This is a genomic window from Streptomyces aurantiaciflavus, from assembly GCF_049808595.1.
Taxonomy (GTDB): Bacteria; Actinomycetota; Actinomycetes; order Streptomycetales; family Streptomycetaceae; genus Streptomyces.
This window is the reverse complement of sequence record NZ_JBNCAQ010000007.1, coordinates 165,683-181,648: the sequence shown is the minus strand read 5'-3', so window position 1 is coordinate 181,648 and position 15,966 is coordinate 165,683. Positions and strand designations below refer to the sequence as shown.

The 15,966-nt window shown below is 71.1% G+C and carries 12 protein-coding genes and 1 pseudogene; 3 read left to right on the top strand and 10 right to left on the bottom strand.

Features of this window, described 5'->3' with window-relative positions; genetic code table 11:
* Nucleotides 1–40: 40 nt before the first annotated feature.
* From ACPT94_RS10140 to ACPT94_RS10095, 10 genes are all read right to left on the bottom strand, one after another.
* Nucleotides 41–1,108, bottom strand: coding sequence for a sugar kinase (locus ACPT94_RS10140; protein ID WP_425245679.1), 1,068 nt, complete (start codon nucleotides 1,106–1,108; stop codon nucleotides 41–43).
* Complete coding sequence (locus tag ACPT94_RS10135) at nucleotides 1,105–1,734, bottom strand: bifunctional 4-hydroxy-2-oxoglutarate aldolase/2-dehydro-3-deoxy-phosphogluconate aldolase (RefSeq protein WP_360331685.1); 630 nt, start codon at nucleotides 1,732–1,734, stop codon at nucleotides 1,105–1,107. Before ACPT94_RS10135 ends, ACPT94_RS10140 begins: the two co-directional genes overlap by 4 nt.
* Nucleotides 1,731–2,492 carry a 2-dehydro-3-deoxy-D-gluconate 5-dehydrogenase KduD gene (gene kduD / locus ACPT94_RS10130; RefSeq protein ID WP_360331682.1) on the bottom strand — a complete coding sequence of 254 codons (762 nt, stop codon included), beginning with the start codon at nucleotides 2,490–2,492 and terminating at the stop codon, nucleotides 1,731–1,733. Before kduD ends, ACPT94_RS10135 begins: the two co-directional genes overlap by 4 nt.
* Nucleotides 2,489–3,538, bottom strand: a complete 1,050-nt coding sequence (locus ACPT94_RS10125) for a zinc-dependent alcohol dehydrogenase (RefSeq protein WP_360331679.1) — start codon at nucleotides 3,536–3,538, stop codon at nucleotides 2,489–2,491. Before ACPT94_RS10125 ends, kduD begins: the two co-directional genes overlap by 4 nt.
* On the bottom strand, nucleotides 3,535–3,972 hold the full coding sequence (locus tag ACPT94_RS10120) for an RbsD/FucU domain-containing protein (RefSeq protein WP_360331676.1): 438 nt from the start codon (nucleotides 3,970–3,972) through the stop codon (nucleotides 3,535–3,537). The genes ACPT94_RS10125 and ACPT94_RS10120 overlap by 4 nt, the downstream gene beginning before the upstream one ends.
* On the bottom strand, nucleotides 3,963–4,856 hold the full coding sequence (locus ACPT94_RS10115) for an amidohydrolase family protein (protein WP_360331673.1): 894 nt from the start codon (nucleotides 4,854–4,856) through the stop codon (nucleotides 3,963–3,965). Before ACPT94_RS10115 ends, ACPT94_RS10120 begins: the two co-directional genes overlap by 10 nt.
* A complete protein-coding gene (locus tag ACPT94_RS10110) occupies nucleotides 4,849–6,183 on the bottom strand; it encodes an L-fuconate dehydratase (RefSeq protein WP_360331670.1) in 1,335 nt (444 codons plus the stop codon). The genes ACPT94_RS10115 and ACPT94_RS10110 overlap by 8 nt, the downstream gene beginning before the upstream one ends.
* Nucleotides 6,184–6,295: 112 nt before the next feature.
* Nucleotides 6,296–7,339, bottom strand: coding sequence for an ABC transporter permease (locus ACPT94_RS10105; protein ID WP_360331667.1), 1,044 nt, complete (start codon nucleotides 7,337–7,339; stop codon nucleotides 6,296–6,298).
* On the bottom strand, nucleotides 7,332–8,894 hold the full coding sequence (locus tag ACPT94_RS10100) for a sugar ABC transporter ATP-binding protein (protein ID WP_425245678.1): 1,563 nt from the start codon (nucleotides 8,892–8,894) through the stop codon (nucleotides 7,332–7,334). Before ACPT94_RS10100 ends, ACPT94_RS10105 begins: the two co-directional genes overlap by 8 nt.
* Before the next feature lie 45 nt (nucleotides 8,895–8,939).
* Nucleotides 8,940–10,001 carry a sugar ABC transporter substrate-binding protein gene (locus tag ACPT94_RS10095; protein WP_360331661.1) on the bottom strand — a complete coding sequence of 354 codons (1,062 nt, stop codon included), beginning with the start codon at nucleotides 9,999–10,001 and terminating at the stop codon, nucleotides 8,940–8,942.
* Between the two features lie 476 nt (nucleotides 10,002–10,477).
* Here ACPT94_RS10095 and ACPT94_RS10090 point away from each other — a divergent pair, with 476 nt between their 5' ends.
* The 3 genes and pseudogenes from ACPT94_RS10090 (at nucleotide 10,478) to ACPT94_RS10080 (ending at nucleotide 15,966) form a co-directional block, all read left to right on the top strand.
* Nucleotides 10,478–12,709 (top strand): alpha-L-fucosidase, encoded by a 2,232-nt coding sequence (locus ACPT94_RS10090; RefSeq protein WP_360331658.1) that lies wholly within the window; start codon nucleotides 10,478–10,480, stop codon nucleotides 12,707–12,709.
* 378 nt (nucleotides 12,710–13,087) lie between these two features.
* A pseudogene (locus tag ACPT94_RS10085) lies at nucleotides 13,088–14,074 on the top strand (hypothetical protein).
* A gap of 47 nt (nucleotides 14,075–14,121) precedes the next feature.
* On the top strand, nucleotides 14,122–15,966 hold the full coding sequence (locus tag ACPT94_RS10080) for an HSP90 family protein (RefSeq protein ID WP_425245677.1): 1,845 nt from the start codon (nucleotides 14,122–14,124) through the stop codon (nucleotides 15,964–15,966).

The following is a 15,966-nucleotide window of genomic DNA, read 5'->3' as shown; positions in this document are numbered from 1 at the left end:
TCCTCAAAAGTGCGGGTGGTGCGGGCCGCCGCGCGGCCGGTCAGCGTCTGACGGTGGCCGAGCAGCCCGTCATGAGCGCCTCGACCTCGGCGAGCGAGGCCATGGAGACGTCGCCGGGGGTGGTCATGGTGAGAGCGCCGTGGGCCGTCCCGTAGGCCAGGGCCCGCTCCAGGCGGGCGGCCGTGACCGGGCCGAGCCGGGTGTCGTCCCCGGTCAGCAGGCCGTGGATCAGACCGGCGGCGAAGCCGTCACCGGAGCCGACGCGGTCCAGGACGTGCAGACCGGACATCGTCGGACCGGAGACGAACCCCGCCTCGGCGGACCAGGCCGCCGAGGCCCAGTCGTTCACCCCCGCGGAGGGGACCTCCCGCAGCGTGGTGGCGAGCACCCGGGCCGTGGGTACCCTGCCCGCCACCTCCGCGAGCGCGTCCGGCACGTCTTCGCCGCGAACCCGCGCTTCGCCCGGGTGGCGCCCGGCCAGACCCAGGGCGCCCACCACGACGTCCGCGTGCCGGGCGAGCCGCAGGTCGATCTCGCGGGCCCGCTGGGCGCCGCCCCGGCCGTCCCAGAGGCTGGGGCGGTAGTTGGGGTCGTAGGAGACGGTGACGCCGTGCCGTCGAGCGGCCGCCATGGCCTCGTCGGCCACGTCCACCGTGGTCTCCGAGAGCCCGGCGAAGACACCGCCCGTGTGGAACCAGCGCGGGCCCGCCGCGAAGACCGCGTCCCAGTCGACGTCTCCCTTCCGCAGCTGCGAGACGGCCGTGTTCGCCCGGTCGCTGACACCCAGCGCACCGCGCACCCCGAAGCCGCGTTCGACGAAGTTGAGCCCGTTGCGGGCGGTACGGCCGATGCCGTCACCGGCCACCCAGCGGATCAGCGACGTGTCGACGCCGCCCTGCAGGATCAGGTCCTCGACGAGCCGGCCCACCGCGTTGTCGGCCAGGGCCGTCACGATGGCCGTGCGCAGTCCGAAGCACCGGCGCAGGCCCCGTACGACGTTGTACTCGCCGCCGCCCTCCCAGACCTGGAAGGTGCGGGCGGTGCGGATCCGGCCCTCGCCCGGGTCGAAACGGAGCATCACCTCGCCGAGGGCCACCACGTCGATCACGGCGTGCTCCCCTCCATGGCCTCGGCGGTGAGGCGACGGATCTCCGCGTACTCGCCGCGCTCCAGGTGGGCAGGGGTGGCCAGCCAGCTGCCGCCGACGGCGAGGACCGCGGGGTCGGCCAGGTAGGAGGGCAGGCGCGAGGCGTCGATCCCGCCGGTCGGCACGAACCGCATCCCGGGGAAGGGTGCCGCGAGCGCTCGGAGCGTCCGCAGACCACCGAGCGGCTCGGCGGGAAAGAGCTTGACGGTGTCGAGACCGGCCCGCAGGGCGTGCATCAGCTCCGTTGCGGTGGCGACGCCGGGCACCACGGGAACTCCCAGCTCGCGGCATCCGGCGACGACCTCCTCGTCGAAGCCGGGCGAGACGACGAAGCGGGCCCCGGCCGCCACGGCCCGCTCCGCCTGCTCCGCGGTGAGCACCGTGCCCGCACCGACAGCCAGGCCGCCGTGCGCGGCCATCGACTTGAGTACCTGCTCGGCGCCCGGGGTGCGGAAGGTGACCTCGGCGCACCGGGCGCCGCCCGCCGCGAGGGCTTCGGCGAGCGGCCCGGCCGTGGCCGGGTCGGGCACCGTCAGCACCGGCATCACACGGGCCCCGGCCAGCACGGCCCCCAGATCGGCGGTCATCTGCCCAGCCACCCGCCGTCGACGGGGAGGACGATGCCGTGGACATAGGCGGCCGCGTCCGAGGCGAGGAAGACGGTGGCGCCGGCGAGGTCGTCGGCCTCTCCCCAGCGTCCGGCCGGGATACGGTCCAGGATCGCTGTGCTGCGCTGTGGGTCGTCGCGCAGGGCCTGGGTGTTGTCGGTGGCGATGTAGCCGGGCGCGATGGCGTTGACATTGACGCCGTGCGACGCCCACTCGTTGGCCAGCGCCTTGGTCAGGCCCGCGATGCCGTGCTTGGCGGCGGTGTAGCCGGGGACGGTGATACCGCCCTGGAAGCTGAGCAGCGATGCGGTGAAGATCACCTTGCCCTGGCCGCGGGCCACCATCGCCCCGCCGACCGCACGGGTCAGCGCGAACTGGGCGTTGAGGTTGACCTGAAGGACCGACTCCCAGTCCGCGTCGCTGTGTTCGGCGGCCGGCGTACGGCGGATCGTGCCCGCGTTGTTGACCAGGATGTCCACTGGCCGCTCGCGCCCGGCCAGGTCCGCGCCAAGGGCCCGTACGGCCTCGGCGTCGGCGAAGTCGGTGCGGATCGCCTCGAAGGCACGGCCCGCGGCGGTGACGTCCTTCTCCACGTCGCTGCCGGACTCCTCCAGTGAGGCGCTGACGCCGATGACGTCGGCACCGGCCTCCGCAAGGGCACGGGCCATGGCCCGCCCGATGCCGCGCCGGGCTCCGGTGACGACGGCGAGCTTCCCGGTGAGGTCGAAGGTGTTCATGCGGAGGCTCCCTCAGCATCGTCGTCGGTGGCGCAGTCCACCAGGATCTTCATCACGTCGCCGCCGCCCTCCAGCGCCTCGAAGGCGGCGGGCGCCTCGCTGAGCGGGACGACCTTGCTGATCAGCCGGTCGGCGGGAACGGTGCCGTCGGCGACCAGCGCCACGGCCCGTTCGAAGTCGGAGCGGTCGTACAACCGGGCGCCGACGAGGGTGAGCTCGCGCCAGAAGAAGCGGTGCAGATTCACTTCCCGGGGCCGGGGGTGGATGGCCACCAGGCACAACCGGCCGCGTACGCCCAGCACTTCGACCGCGGTGTCCACGCCGCCCGCGGCGCCGGACACCTCGAAGGCGACGTCCGCGCCCGCGTCGGCGGTCCACTCCCGCACCAGCGCCGGCACGTCTTCGCCGGCCGGGTTCCAGGCCGTCAGCCCCAACTCCTCGGCCAGCAGCCGGCGGTGGGCGCTGAGCTCCACCACCCGGACCTCCGCGCCCGCGGCCCGCGCGACCAGCGCGATGAGGATGCCGACCGGGCCGCCACCGACGACGACGACCTTCTCACCCTCGCGCACCCCGGCCCGGCCCACGTCGTGCACGGCGACCGCCGTCGGCTCGACGAGCGCGGCCCGGTCCAGGGCGAGGGAGTCGGGCAGCCGGATGAGCGTGGAGGCGGGCACGGTCCAGCGCTGCTGCATCGCGCCGGGGGAGTCGATGCCGATGAAGTCGAGGTGCTGGCAGATGTGCTGATGACCCTTCAGGCACGCCGGGCAGGTGTCGTCCCAGCGCAGGGGCATCACGGTCACCGCGTCCCCGGGCAGCCAGCCCTCGACGCCCGGGCCGACGTGTACGACGCGACCGGACATCTCGTGTCCCAGGACAGCGGGCGCGGACACCCGGGCGTCCATGTCGCCGTGGAAGATGTGCAGATCGGTGCCGCAGATGCCGACGTAGGCGGGAGCCAGCTCCACCTCGCCGGGGCCGGGCGGGGAGGTCTCGACGGGTGCCGTGTCCAGAGTTCGCGCGGCGGTGTAGCGGACTGCGAGTGTCATCGTGGGGTCAGGGTCCCTTCAGCGCGGACGCCGATGGTCAGCAGCAGGTTGGCGTAGGTACGGATGTCGGCGGTGACGACGGCCAGCGCCAGGTCGGGGGAGCGGGCGGCGTCGTAGAACGCGAAGCGGTCGAGCGTCCCCACCGGGACGGGCGCCAGCATCGAGCGGTACTCGGCGATGGCGGGCGGCTCCGGTTCACCCTCGGGCGGCACCATCACGTGCGCCGACTCGACGGGCAGGGCCCGCAGCAGGACGTCGAGCACGGTGGTGACGTCCAGCAGGCCCGGGGCCAGGTTGAGGTGGACGGTTCTCGCCCGCTCACCGGTGGCGGTGCTCGCGGGGTAGTGGCCGTCGGCGAGCAGGACACGCGCGCCGTGTCCCGCGCCCGCCAGGGCTTCGAGCATGCCGGGGTGCAGCAGTTCGGTCAGGAGCACGGTGTCCCCTCCTTCTCGGACAGGCGGTAGAAATCGTTCGCGGTGCCGGCGAGGATCGCCCCGGTCTCCTCGGCCGAGCAGTGGGCCAGGAGTTCCTCGACGGTGGCGGCCCAGCGGTTCCAGCCGCCCGCGAGGACACAGACGGGCCAGTCGGAGCCGAACATCAGCCGGTCCGGGCCGAAGGCGGAGAGCAGGACGTCCCACACCGGCCGGATGTCGGCGATGGTCCACCGCTCGTGGTCGGCCTCCGTGACCAGACCCGACACCTTGCACCTCACCTGGGAGTGCGCCGCCAGCCGCCGCACGTCCCGTTCCCAGCCGTTCAGTGCGTGCTCGGCGATGGGCGGCTTGCCCGCGTGGTCCAGGACCAGCGGCAGGCCGGGGAAGCGCTCGGCGAGAGCGATCGCCTGGGGGAGCTGGTGGTGGCGGATCAGTACGTCGTACGCGAGTCCGCGCTCGGCCACCGCCGCCAACCCCCGCTCCACGACCGGTCGTTGGAGCCACTGCGGATCGGACTCGCCCTGCACGAGGTGCCGCACGGCCCGCAGGTACCGGCCCCCGGGACCCGTCTGCAGCGCGTCGAGTACGTCACCGACCGCCGGGGAGGTCAGGTCCGCCCAGCCGACGACCGCCCCGATGAGCGGGTCCTCGTCGGCCAGGGCGAGGAGTTCACGCGTCTCGGGTACGGACGTCACGCACTGGACGACCACCGTGCTGCCCAGACGGCGTCCCGCGATGGTCCGGGTCGCGGACGTGCGCAGGTCGTCGGGGCCGAAGGTGCGGCGGATGGGTTCATGGCCGGGTTCGTCCAGCCAGGGTTGCGGGCGGTGGTCGAGGTTCCACACATGGTGGTGGGCGTCCACCAGGCGACGTACGTCAGACACGGGCGGACCAGACGGGACCGTCGGGGTACAGGTACTCCTTCAGCGACTCCGGGTGCATCTGGGCGCTGAGCCCGGGCAGGGCCGGGGCCAGGTAGTGGCCTTCGGCGATGCGCACCGGGTCGACGAAGTGCTCGTGGAGGTGGTCGACGTACTCGATGACGCGGTCCTCGACCGTGCCGGAGACGGCCACGTAGTCGAACATCGACAGGTGCTGCACCATCTCGCACAGACCGACGCCGCCGGCGTGCGGGCAGACCGGCACTTTGAACTTCGCGGCGAGCAGCAGGATCGCGATGTTCTCGTTGACCCCGCCGACGCGGGCGGAGTCGATCTGCACGATGTCGACCGCGCCGGCCTGGAGGAGCTGCTTGAAGACGACCCGGTTGGCGATGTGTTCGCCGGTGGCGACCTTGATGGGGCTCAGCGCCCTGCGGACGGCGGCGTGGCCGAGGATGTCGTCCGGGGAGGTGGGCTCTTCGATCCAGTACGGGTCGTACGGCGCCAGCGCCCGCATCCAGTCGATGGCGGGCTGGACGTCCCATCTCTGGTTGGCGTCCACGGCGACGCGGATGCCGTCGCCCACGGCCTCGCGGGCGACGCGCATGCGCCGTACGTCGTCCTCCAGGGACGCGCCGACCTTCAGCTTGATCTGGGTGAAGCCGTCGGCGACGGCCTCGCGGGCCAGGCGGGCCAGCTTCTCGTCGGAGTAACCGAGCCAGCCGGGGGTGGTGGTGTAGGCGGGGTAGCCGCGCTCCAGGAGGCGGGCGGTGCGCTCCTGGCGGCCCGGTTCGGCCCGGCGCAGGATCTCCAGCGCCTCCTCGGGGGTGAGCGCGTCGCTGAGCCAGCGGAAGTCGACCTGGGCGACGAGTTCTTCCGGGGACATCTCGCCCAGGAAGCGCCAGACGGGCTGCCCGGCGCGCTTGGCGGCCAGGTCCCAGGCGGCGTTGACGACCGCGCCGGTGGCCATGTGGATGGCGCCCTTCTCCGGGCCCAGCCAGCGCAGTTGGGGATCGTGGACGAGGCTGCGCGAGAACGCGCCGAGGTCGCCGCAGACCTCCTCGACGGACCGGCCGACCACATGCGGGGCGAGCGTCGCGATGGCGGCGGCCTGAGCGTCGTTGCCGCGTCCGGTGGTGAAGGCCAGCGCGTGGCCCTCCAGTCCGTCGGTGGCGTCGGTGCGCAGGACGACGTAGGCGGCGGAGTAGTCGGGTTCGGGGTTCATCGCGTCCGACCCGTCCAGGTGCTCGGAGGTCGGGAAGCGGACGTCGAGGACGTCCAGGGCGGTGATGCGGGCGGATGCCGGGGGAGGGGACACAGCGGAGGACATGGCGACTCCTGTGGGAGCAGGGGGAACACGGCCCCTGCGACGAGAGGGGGACGGCGGAGGGAGTCCGGGGACGGCCGTGCGGTCACTCGTGATCCGGCGACGGCCGCCCGGTTCACTCCTGGACCTTGCCGCCCGTGATGCGTGAGATGGTCAGCGCGACCAGGATGATCAGGCCGTTGAGGGCGCCGATCCACTGGGCGGGGACACCGGCCAGGGTGAGCACGTTCTGGATCATGAACAGCAGCAGGATGCCGCTGAAGGCCCCGAACATGGTGCCCTTGCCGCCGTTGAGGCTGATCCCGCCGATGACGGCGGCGGCGAACACGGTGAAGATGTAGCCGTTGCCCTGCGCGGACGCGACCGAGGCCAGGCGCCCGGAGAGCAGCAGCCCCGCGAGCGCGGCGAGCACGCTGCCGGTGACGATGACGATCCACAGCACCCGGTCGGTGCGGATGCCGGCCGCCTTCGCCGCGTCGACGTTGCCGCCGATGGCGTACAGCGAACGGCCGAAGCTGGTCCAGCCGAGGACGACGATGGCGACGGCGAACAGGGTGAGGCAGATCCAGATGGAGGCGGGCAGCCCCAGCCATTCGGCCGTGCCCGGGTAGAGCATCGACTGCGGCAGCTGGAAGAAGGTCTGGCCGCCGGAGATGCCGGTCAGGACGCCGCGCAGCACGATCAGCATGCCCAGGGTGACGATGAAGCCGTTGAGACCGAACCGGATGATCAGCACCGCGTTGATCACGCCGACGAGCGCGCCGACGGCGAGGGTGACGGGGATGGCCCACCCTCCGGGGAGGAGCCCGAGGCCGTGCCCCGCGCCGGTCGGCACCACGAGCCAGGCCGCGACGCCGGGCGCGAGGCCCATGGTGGACTCCAGGGAGAGGTCCATCTTCTTGACGATCAGGATCATCGTCTGGGCGAGGACCAGCAGGGCCATCTCGGACATGGTCTGCAGGACGTTGATGAGGTTGTCGGCCTGTAGGAAGACCGGGTTGACGATCTGGCCGACGATCGCGATCGCGATGATCGCGGGGACGAGCGCGAGGTCACGTAGCCGGGCCAGCGGTATCCGGCCACCGAGCAACGCGGTCCGCTTGGCCCGAGGCTCCGAGGCCTTCGGAGCGGGCGGGTCCGCGAGGACGGTTTCAGACATGGAGGTCCACTCCTTCCATCGCGGCCACGAGGTCGTGGTCGTGCCAGCCGCGGGCGATCTCTGAGGTCACACGGCCCTGGAACATCACCAGGACCCGGTCGCACATGCGCAGGTCGTCGAGTTCGTCGGAGGCGATGAGCACCCCGGTGCCGGTGCCCGCGGTCTCCTCGACCTTGCCGAGGAGGAACTCCTTGGAGCGCACGTCCACGCCCGCGGTCGGGTTGATCAGGACCAGCAGCCTGGGGTCGTCGGCGAGGGCGCGGGCCATGACGACCTTCTGCTGGTTGCCGCCGGAGAGGGCGGAGACGGGCAGGTCGGGGCCCGGCGTCTTGATCGCCAAATTCTCGATCATGCCCGCGGCGAGCCGGTCCCGGCGACTGCGGCTCAGGAACCCGCCCTGTCCCAGCCGCTTCGGCACGGAGAGGGTGGCGTTGTCCGCGATCGACATCTCCGGGACGAAGCCCTGGTGGTGCCGGTCCTGCGGGACGAACCCGGCACCGGCCGCGAGCGCGGCCGGCACACTGCCGGGCCGTGGCCGCCGCCCGGCGATCTCGACGTCTCCGGACGCGGCCGCGCGCAGGCCCACGACGGTCTCGGCGACCTCCGTACGACCACTGCCGGCGGCCCCCGCGAGGCCGACGATCTCCCCGGCGCCCACCTGGAAGGTGACGTCGCCGTAGTCCTCGCCGGTCAGGCCCCGGACGCTCAGCGCCGCGGTGGCGCCGGCGTCGAGGGTGCTCGCCCGTTCCTCCGGCCGGTCCGCCGCCGCCTCGCCGGTCATGGCGGCGACGAGCTCGACGCGGGGCAGGTCCGCGACCGGCGCCGTCAGGATGTGCCGGGCGTCCCGGAAGACCGTCACCATGTCGCAGATCTCGTAGATCTCCTGCAGATGGTGACTGATGAACAGGAAGGTCACGCCCTGGCGCTGCAGGTCGCGGATCCGGTCGAAGAGCCGGTTGATCGCGGCGCCGTCGAGCTGGGCGGTCGGCTCGTCGAGAATGATGAACCGGGCACCGAAGGACAGCGCACGGGCGATCTCGACGAACTGCCGCTGCTCCACGGTGAGATCACCGGCCGGGGTCTGCGGATCCACGTCCACGGACCAGGTCGACAGCAGCTCCTGCGCCCGGCGGCGCACACCCTGCCAGCTGATCAGGCGGCCGCGGCCGTGGTCGTGCCGGTTCAGGAAGAGGTTCTCGGCGACGGTCAGGGTGGGGATGATCGTCGACTTCTGGTACACGCAGGCCACGCGCTGCCGCCAGGCGTCGCGTTCCGTGAGCCGGGGCGCCGGGGCGCCGCCGAAGGTGACCGTTCCCTCGTCCGGGGCCTGCAGCCCGGTGAGGACGGACACCAGCGTCGACTTGCCGGCTCCGTTGCGGCCGACGAGCGCGTGGGTCTCGCCGGCTCGGATGGTGATCCGGGCGCCGTTCAGGGCGACCGTCGGACCGAATCGTTTGACAATGCCCGTCGCCTCGACGACGGGCGGATCCGCCGGGACCCGTCCGCCGTCCGCCGGGGCAGGTGCGGGGGTGACTGCTCGCTCCCCGTCGCTCATCTCAACCGCCTTGTGTTCGTGAGCTGTTGCACTGTGCAGCGACCGTCAGCCGAGGTTGTTGCCCCACAGGGACTTGTCGTCGCTCCTGACGCTGGGCACGCCGCCGTAGGTGCCGCCGTCGGCGGTGACGAGCGGGGCGGAGAGCTGGTCCTCCAGCAGGCCTTCACGCACCTGGATGATGGTGCTGTCGTGGTCGGTCTTGCCGGGCTTGAACGTCTTCCCGTCGATCGCGGCCTTGAGGTAATACAGCGCGTACTTGGCGTAGAGGTCGGCCGGCTGGGAGACCGTGGCGTCGATCTTCCCGGCGGCGATGGACTTGAGCTCCTCGGGGATGCCGTCGTTGGAGACGACGAACACGTGCTTCTTGTCCTTCGGGTCGACCAACAGGCCCTTCTGCTTGAGGACCTGGAGTGTGCCGGCCAGGGCGAAGCTGGACTGCATGTAGACGCCCTTGATGTCCGGGTTGGCGGTGAGGTCGGTCTGGAGTTTCTGTGCGGCGACGGCGCCGTCCCAGTTGGTGGCCTCGCCGAACACCTTGATGCCGGGGTAGTTCTTCTTCATGCAGTCGTTGAACGCCTCGGTGCGGTCACGGCCGTTGATGGAGTCCAGGCCGCCCTGGAGCATGACGACCTTGCCCTTGCCGCCGAGCTTGGTGCCCAGGTACTGGCACGCCTTCTCGCCGTACGCCCGGTTGTCGGCGCGCACCACCATGAAGACCTTGCCGCTGTCGGGGCGGGTGTCGACGGTGACGACCGGGATCTTCTTCGCCTCCAGCTGCGCCAGGGTCGGTGCGATGGCGGCGGTGTCCTGCGGGGCCATGGCGAGCCCCTTCACGCCCTGGCTGATGAACGTCTGCGCGTTGGCGGTGAGCTTGGCGACGTCGTTCTGCGAGTTGGTGGTCTTGAGTGAGAGGCCCAGCTCCTTGGCGTACTCCGGCGTGTACTTGATGTACGAGTTCCAGAAGTCGGTGTCGGAGCGCGGGTAGTCGACGCCGACCAGCGGCGTGTCGCTCGAGGTGGCGGCGGTGCCGGAGCCACCGCAGGCGCTGAGCAGCGCCAGTGCGGACAGGGCGGAGGCGGTGGAGCAGAGGACGGTTCTGAGTCTCATCGGTGCTTCCTCGCGCTGGTCCCGTAGCGGGAGATGTTTCGACTGGGCGGCATCTGCGTGCCGCCGCGTCGGAGAGATGGGATGTATGTATAGAGGGATGGCGAGCTCCTGTCCAGCCCCTCGCCACGTATCGCCGGAAATGCCCAGCTAAGCCCGTTCTGCTGAGCTACAGAGACGGCTTCGCTGGCTCAATCCATCCCATCAATCGAATCGTTCTTCTGCTGTGATCCAGCCATCTCGCGCGAAGAAGACATGCGATGTCTGGCTATGGACAAATGGGGATAAAGTCGAATGAAACTCACAAAATCCCTGGTCAATCCTTGCTTTTCATCCCTGCACGCCCGTTGACATCCAGGGGACACATGGACGACCTTCGTGCGTAACAGCCGGCGCCCAGTGGCTGCGAGCCGCGCCGGTCCTGTCCTCCCCCTCTTCCCCCTGCCTTCCCCTGTCCCCCTCCGCATCAGGGATGTCCTATGTCGAGTTCGATCAACAGACGCCAGTTCCTGGCCGGTGCCACCTTCGTGGCCGCGGCGGCCGTGGCGGGAGGTGTCCTCGGCGCCGCCGTCGCGCAGGCGGCGCCCAGCACCTACACGCCCGACTGGAACTCGGTCGACCAGCACCCGCCGGCCCCGGAGTGGTTCCAGGACGCCAAGTTCGGCATCTACTTCCACTGGGGCGCCTTCAGCGTTCCCGCCTACGACAGCGAGTGGTACCCGCGCAACATGTACGCGAGTGGCAGCAACGCCAACAAGCACCACATCGCGACCTACGGCCAGCCCTCGGCGTGGCCGTTCCACAACTTCATCGACGGAGCGCAGGACCTCGCGGGCAACACCGTGAAGTTCGCGCCGAAGCTGAAGTCGGCGGGCGGGAACTTCGACCCCGACGAGTGGGCGCAGCTGTTCGTCGACGCCGGCGCGAAGTTCGCCGGCCCCGTCGCCGAACACCACGACGGCTTCTCCATGTGGGACAGCCAGGTCAACGAGTGGAACTCGGTGGACAAGGGCCCGGGGCTGAACCTGCTCCAGCTCTTCACCACGGCCATCCGCGCCAAGGGCCTCAAGCTCCTGGTGGCCATGCACCACGCGTACAACTACAACGGTTACTACGAGTACGCCCCCGCCCAGACGGACCCGAGCCTGAAGAAGCTCTACGGCCAGCTGGGCGCGGCGGCGGAGAACCAGCTCTGGTACGACAAGCTCAAGGAGGTCATCGACCGCGCCCAGCCCGACATCCTCTGGCAGGACTTCAAGCTCGACGCCGTCGACGAGACGCAGCGCCTGAACTTCCTCTCGTACTACTACAACCAGGCCAACAGCTGGGGCCGCGAGGTCGTCGCCACCTACAAGGACGGCTTCAACAGCAGGGGCGAGGTCTTCGACTACGAGCGCGGCGGCCCCGGCGACCTGACCACCCCCTACTGGCTGACCGACGACAGCATCTCCAGCAGCAGTTGGTGCTACACCCAGGGCATCGGCTACTACAGCTTCCAGCAGATGCTGCACTCGCTCATCGACCGGGTCAGCAAGAACGGCAACATGCTGCTGAACATCGCGCCGATGGCCGACGGGACCATTCCCCAGGGGCAGAAGGACATCCTGCTGGCCATCGGGGACTACCTGAACCGTTTCGGGGAGTCGGTGTACTCGACGCGTGCCTGGGAGGCGTACGGCGAGGGTCCGACGAAGATGGGCGGCGGCGCGTTCACCACCCCGCACGCCGGCACGGCGCAGGACATCCGCTTCACCCGCAACAAGGCGAACAACGTCCTGTACGCCACCGTCCTGGGCTGGCCCGGCAGCTCGCTGACGATCAAGACCCTCAGCTCCGACCAGATCAACCTCTCGTCGCTGACGTCGGCGAAGCTCCTCGGCGCCACCGCCGGCTCCTACATCGACCTGCCCACGCCGGTCCAGAGCGCGTCCGGCCTCACGGTCACCCTGCCGTCCTCGGCTCCGTACAGCGCGGGCGCCTACGTCCTGAAGCTCTCCTTCCCGGGCGCGATCCCGTCCCTGCGGCCGCAGACCGGCTTCATCGGCTACCAGGACGTCAACTACACGGGCACCGCCGCCGTGCTCGGCCTCGGCGAGTACACGGCGGCCGACCTGACCACAGCCGGCCTGGGCGCGCGCACCCTGTCCTCCCTGCGGTTGGCCTCGGGCTACCAGGTGATCGGCTACTCCGGCGACAACTTCACCGGAACCTCCTGGACCTTCACCGCCGACAACCCCGATCTGCGCGTCACCGGCAACAACGACCAGGTCACCTCGCTGAAGGTGCGGTTCGACCCTGCGAGGTACTTCCGGCTCACCAACGTCACGGACGGCCTCGCCCTGGACAGCGGCGGCAACGTCGCCTCCGGGTCCAACCTGAAGCAGTGGACCTGGGACGGCAGCAACAACCTCCAGTGGCAGGCCGTGGAGGTCGGAGGCGGCTACTACAGGCTGGTCAACCGTACCAACGGCATGGTCGCCGACGGCTGGGGCGCCACCGCCGACGGCTCCGCCGCCCGGCAGGCCGCCTGGAACACCGGGTCCAACCAGCAGTGGAAGATCACCCACCGGGGCGGCGGCCGCTACACGATCGCCAACCGCACCACCGGACTCGTCCTCGACGGCGGCGGCAACGTGGCCTCGGGCTCCGTCACCAAGCAGTGGACGTACGGCAGCAGCACCAACCTGCTGTGGACCTTCACCGCTCTCTGAGCCTCACCGGGGCACGACGAGCGTTGCGGGGTGCGGCTCTGCCGCACCCCGCGGCCACGAGGGCCTCGCCTCGTCCCCCTGGTGCGATCGGCCAACTCCGCACGCGGCCACACCCCCTGGGAGCACTGGCAGGGCTGGACGCGCCGCACCAGGACCGCGCCGGACGAGACTTCCTCATCTCGGAGGAGGCACGCCTGCGGAAGGTCATCAAAGCCAAGATCAGAGAGGCCCTGCACAAGCGGCTCAGCAGCTTCTGAGACCCGGGGGAGCGCCCTGGGACCAGGCCCGTGAACTCCGCTGAAAACTCGGTGGAGGTGGTGTCAGTGGTGCCGTTTATGCTGCACCGGACGATCACGCGGGACCAGGGGAGGGCGCGGCATGTTCGGCAAGCTGTTCGGCAGGAGTGCGGAGAGACCGGCGGCGGATCCGCACGCCCTTCCCGTCCCGCGCAGGCAGAAGAACGGGACGTACGCGCTGCGCGCGCTCGGGGACGCGCGGGTGCTCGCGCTGGTCGAAGCCGCCGACGCGGGTGACTGGGACGCGGTCAAGACGGCGCTGGCCCCCTTCGACCTCGGCCGCGACCACCAGGTCCTGGGTGAGCTCGCCGACCTGGACGGTGTGCAGGACTGGATCGGCCGGGCCGTCGAGGAGGACAAGGAGCACCGGGCGACGGCCCTGCTGATATCCGGGGCACGCCACATCATCTGGGGCTGGGAGGCGCGCACCTCCGCGCTTGCCGTGAACGTCACGCAGGAGCAGTGGCGGATCTTCCACGAGCGGCTCCACATCGCCGAGGAGTAACTGCTCGAGGCGGCCGAGTTGCGGCCGGAATGGGTCACGCCGTGGCGCCGCCTCCTCACCTCCGGCCGCGGCATGTCGCTGGGCCCCGCCGTCAACGAGACCCGGCTCGACGCCGCCCTGCGCCGCGACCCGCTGGACCTGGAGACCCACATCGAGTGGGTGTCGCAGTTGCAGCCCCGATGGAGCGGCGAGCCGGGCCAGGCCCTGGCGTTCGCCCGTGAAGCCTTCGCCGGCGCGCCCGACGGACACCGTCTCGGCTGTGTGATCGCCATGGCCCACATCGAGGAGTGGGTGGAGTCGGACAACCAGGACCACCTCGACACACCCCAGACCCAGGAGGAGTTGAGGGAGGCGGCCCGGCGCAGCATCCTCCACCCCGCGTACGAGCGGCGCCCCGGCTGGCAGGAGGACTTCAACATCTTCGCCATGGCCCTGGCCCTGTCCGCCGAGAGCATCGTGGCCCCACGTGTCTTCCACGAACTGGACGGCGCCTACACCCCCTGGCCCTGGAAGTACATGGCCCAGCCGGAGAAGGCGTACGCCCGCTTCCGGCGCCGCGCCTGAACCCGCCCCGCCCGCCACTCGTCGAAGACCTCACCCCGGACTGCCCGATGACTCTGCCCGACACCCCATTGAGCCCCGCCGCCGACCGCACCTTCCAGGTCGATCTGCGCGGCCTCGTCGATCTCCTCTCCCACCACCTCTACTCCAGCCCCCGCGTCTACCTGCGCGAACTGCTGCAGAACGCGGTGGACGCGCTCACCGCCCGGCACCGCCTCGAACCGGCGGCCCCCGCCGATCCCTTGGGCATCCGCCTGTACGCCGACGGTGCGGTGGTACGCGTCGAGGACGACGGCGTCGGTCTCACCGAGGCCGACGTGCACACCTTCCTCGCCACGATCGGCCGCAGCAGCAAGCGCGCCGACCAGATCGCCGAACAACGCGCCGACTTCATCGGCCAGTTCGGCATCGGCCTGCTCTCCTGCTTCCTCGTCGCGGACGAGATCCACGTCCTGAGCCGCTCCGCCCGCACCCCCGACGCACCCGCCGTGGAGTGGCGGGGACGCGGCGACGGCAGCTACACCGTCCGCACCCTTCCCGCCTCCGCCCGCCCCCGGCCCGGCACCACCGTCACCCTGACACCGCGCGCCGACGCGGGCGAGTGGACCCGGCCGGCGCAGGTGCACGCGCTGGCGCGCCACTTCGGCTCCCTGCTGCGCCACCCGGTGACCTTCGACGACGGCACGGGCGGCCCGGGCGCGTCCGTCAACCCCGAGCCCGCGCCCTGGGCGCGCACGTACCCGACGCCGGGAGCGCGTTCCCGCGCGCTGGCCGCGTACGGCGAGGAGGTCTTCGGGTTCACGCCGCTGGACACCATCGAGCTGGACCTGCCGGCCGTGGGCCTGAAGGGCATCGCCTGCGTGCTGCCCGAGGCGGTGCCGGCCGGCCGCCGCCACGGGCACCGCGTGCACGTCAAGGGCATGCTGCTGTCCGAGCAGGCCGAGGAGATCCTGCCCGACTGGGCGTTCTTCGTCCGCTGCGTCGTCGACGCCGAGAGCCTGCGCCCGACGGCGTCCCGCGAGTCCCTGTACGAGGACGACACCCTCGCCGCCGTCCGCGAGGCCCTCGCCGAGCGGCTGCGCGCCTGGATCGCCCGGGCCGCCGCCAGCGACCCGGACCTGCTCCACCGCTTCCTCCAGGCCCACCACCTGGCCGTGAAGTCGCTCGCGGTGCACGACGACGAGATCCTGCGGATGCTGCTGCCCTGGCTGCCGTTCGAGACCACCGACGGGCACACCACCCTCGACGAGTTCGCCCGCACCCACCGCACCGTGCTCGTGACATCGAGCGTGGAGGAGTTCCGGCAGGTCGCGGCGATCGCCTCGGCCGCCGGGCTCGGCGTCGTCAACGGCGGCTACACCTACGACCGTGAACTGGTCCACCGGCTGCCGGAGATCAGGCCCGAGGTGAGCGTCGCCGACCTGGACCCGGCCACGCTCACCGCCCATCTCGACCCCGTCGACCGGGAGACGGAACTGGCCGCCGCGGCCTACCTCGCCCAGGCCCGCGACGCCCTCGCCGTCTTCGACTGCGACGTCGCGCTGCGCACCTTCCAGCCCGCCTCCGCCCCCGCCCTCCTCCTCGACAGCCGCGAGGCCCGGCACGAGCGCACCCGCTCCCGGCTCGCGCGCGAGCAGCAGGGCGGCCTGTGGGGCGACATCCTCGGCCACCTGCGTCAGGAGGCTCCGCGGGCCCAGCTGATCCTCAACCAGCTCAACCCCCTCGTCCGCACCGCCGTCACCATCGACGAACCCGAACTGGCCCGCACCAGCGCCGAAGCTCTCTACGGGCAGGCCGCGATGCTGTCCCGGCGTCCGCTCAGGCCCGCCGAGTCGAGCCTCATCAACCGCTCCTTCCTCGACCTTCTCGCCCACGCCCTCCGCAAGGACAGCTGA

Excerpts from the sequence above, each read along its gene's own strand:
- ACPT94_RS10135 (WP_360331685.1), bottom strand. The coding sequence starts at position 1,734 with ATGACCGCCGATCTGGGGGCCGTGCTGGCCGGGGCCCGTGTGATGCCG.
- kduD (WP_360331682.1), bottom strand. The coding sequence starts at position 2,492 with ATGAACACCTTCGACCTCACCGGGAAGCTCGCCGTCGTCACCGGAGCC.
- ACPT94_RS10125 (WP_360331679.1), bottom strand. The coding sequence starts at position 3,538 with ATGACACTCGCAGTCCGCTACACCGCCGCGCGAACTCTGGACACGGCA.
- ACPT94_RS10110 (WP_360331670.1), bottom strand. The coding sequence starts at position 6,183 with ATGTCCTCCGCTGTGTCCCCTCCCCCGGCATCCGCCCGCATCACCGCC.
- ACPT94_RS10105 (WP_360331667.1), bottom strand. The coding sequence starts at position 7,339 with ATGTCTGAAACCGTCCTCGCGGACCCGCCCGCTCCGAAGGCCTCGGAG.
- ACPT94_RS10100 (WP_425245678.1), bottom strand. The coding sequence starts at position 8,894 with ATGAGCGACGGGGAGCGAGCAGTCACCCCCGCACCTGCCCCGGCGGAC.
- ACPT94_RS10095 (WP_360331661.1), bottom strand. The coding sequence starts at position 10,001 with ATGAGACTCAGAACCGTCCTCTGCTCCACCGCCTCCGCCCTGTCCGCA.
- ACPT94_RS10090 (WP_360331658.1), top strand. The coding sequence starts at position 10,478 with ATGTCGAGTTCGATCAACAGACGCCAGTTCCTGGCCGGTGCCACCTTC.
- ACPT94_RS10080 (WP_425245677.1), top strand. The coding sequence starts at position 14,122 with ATGACTCTGCCCGACACCCCATTGAGCCCCGCCGCCGACCGCACCTTC.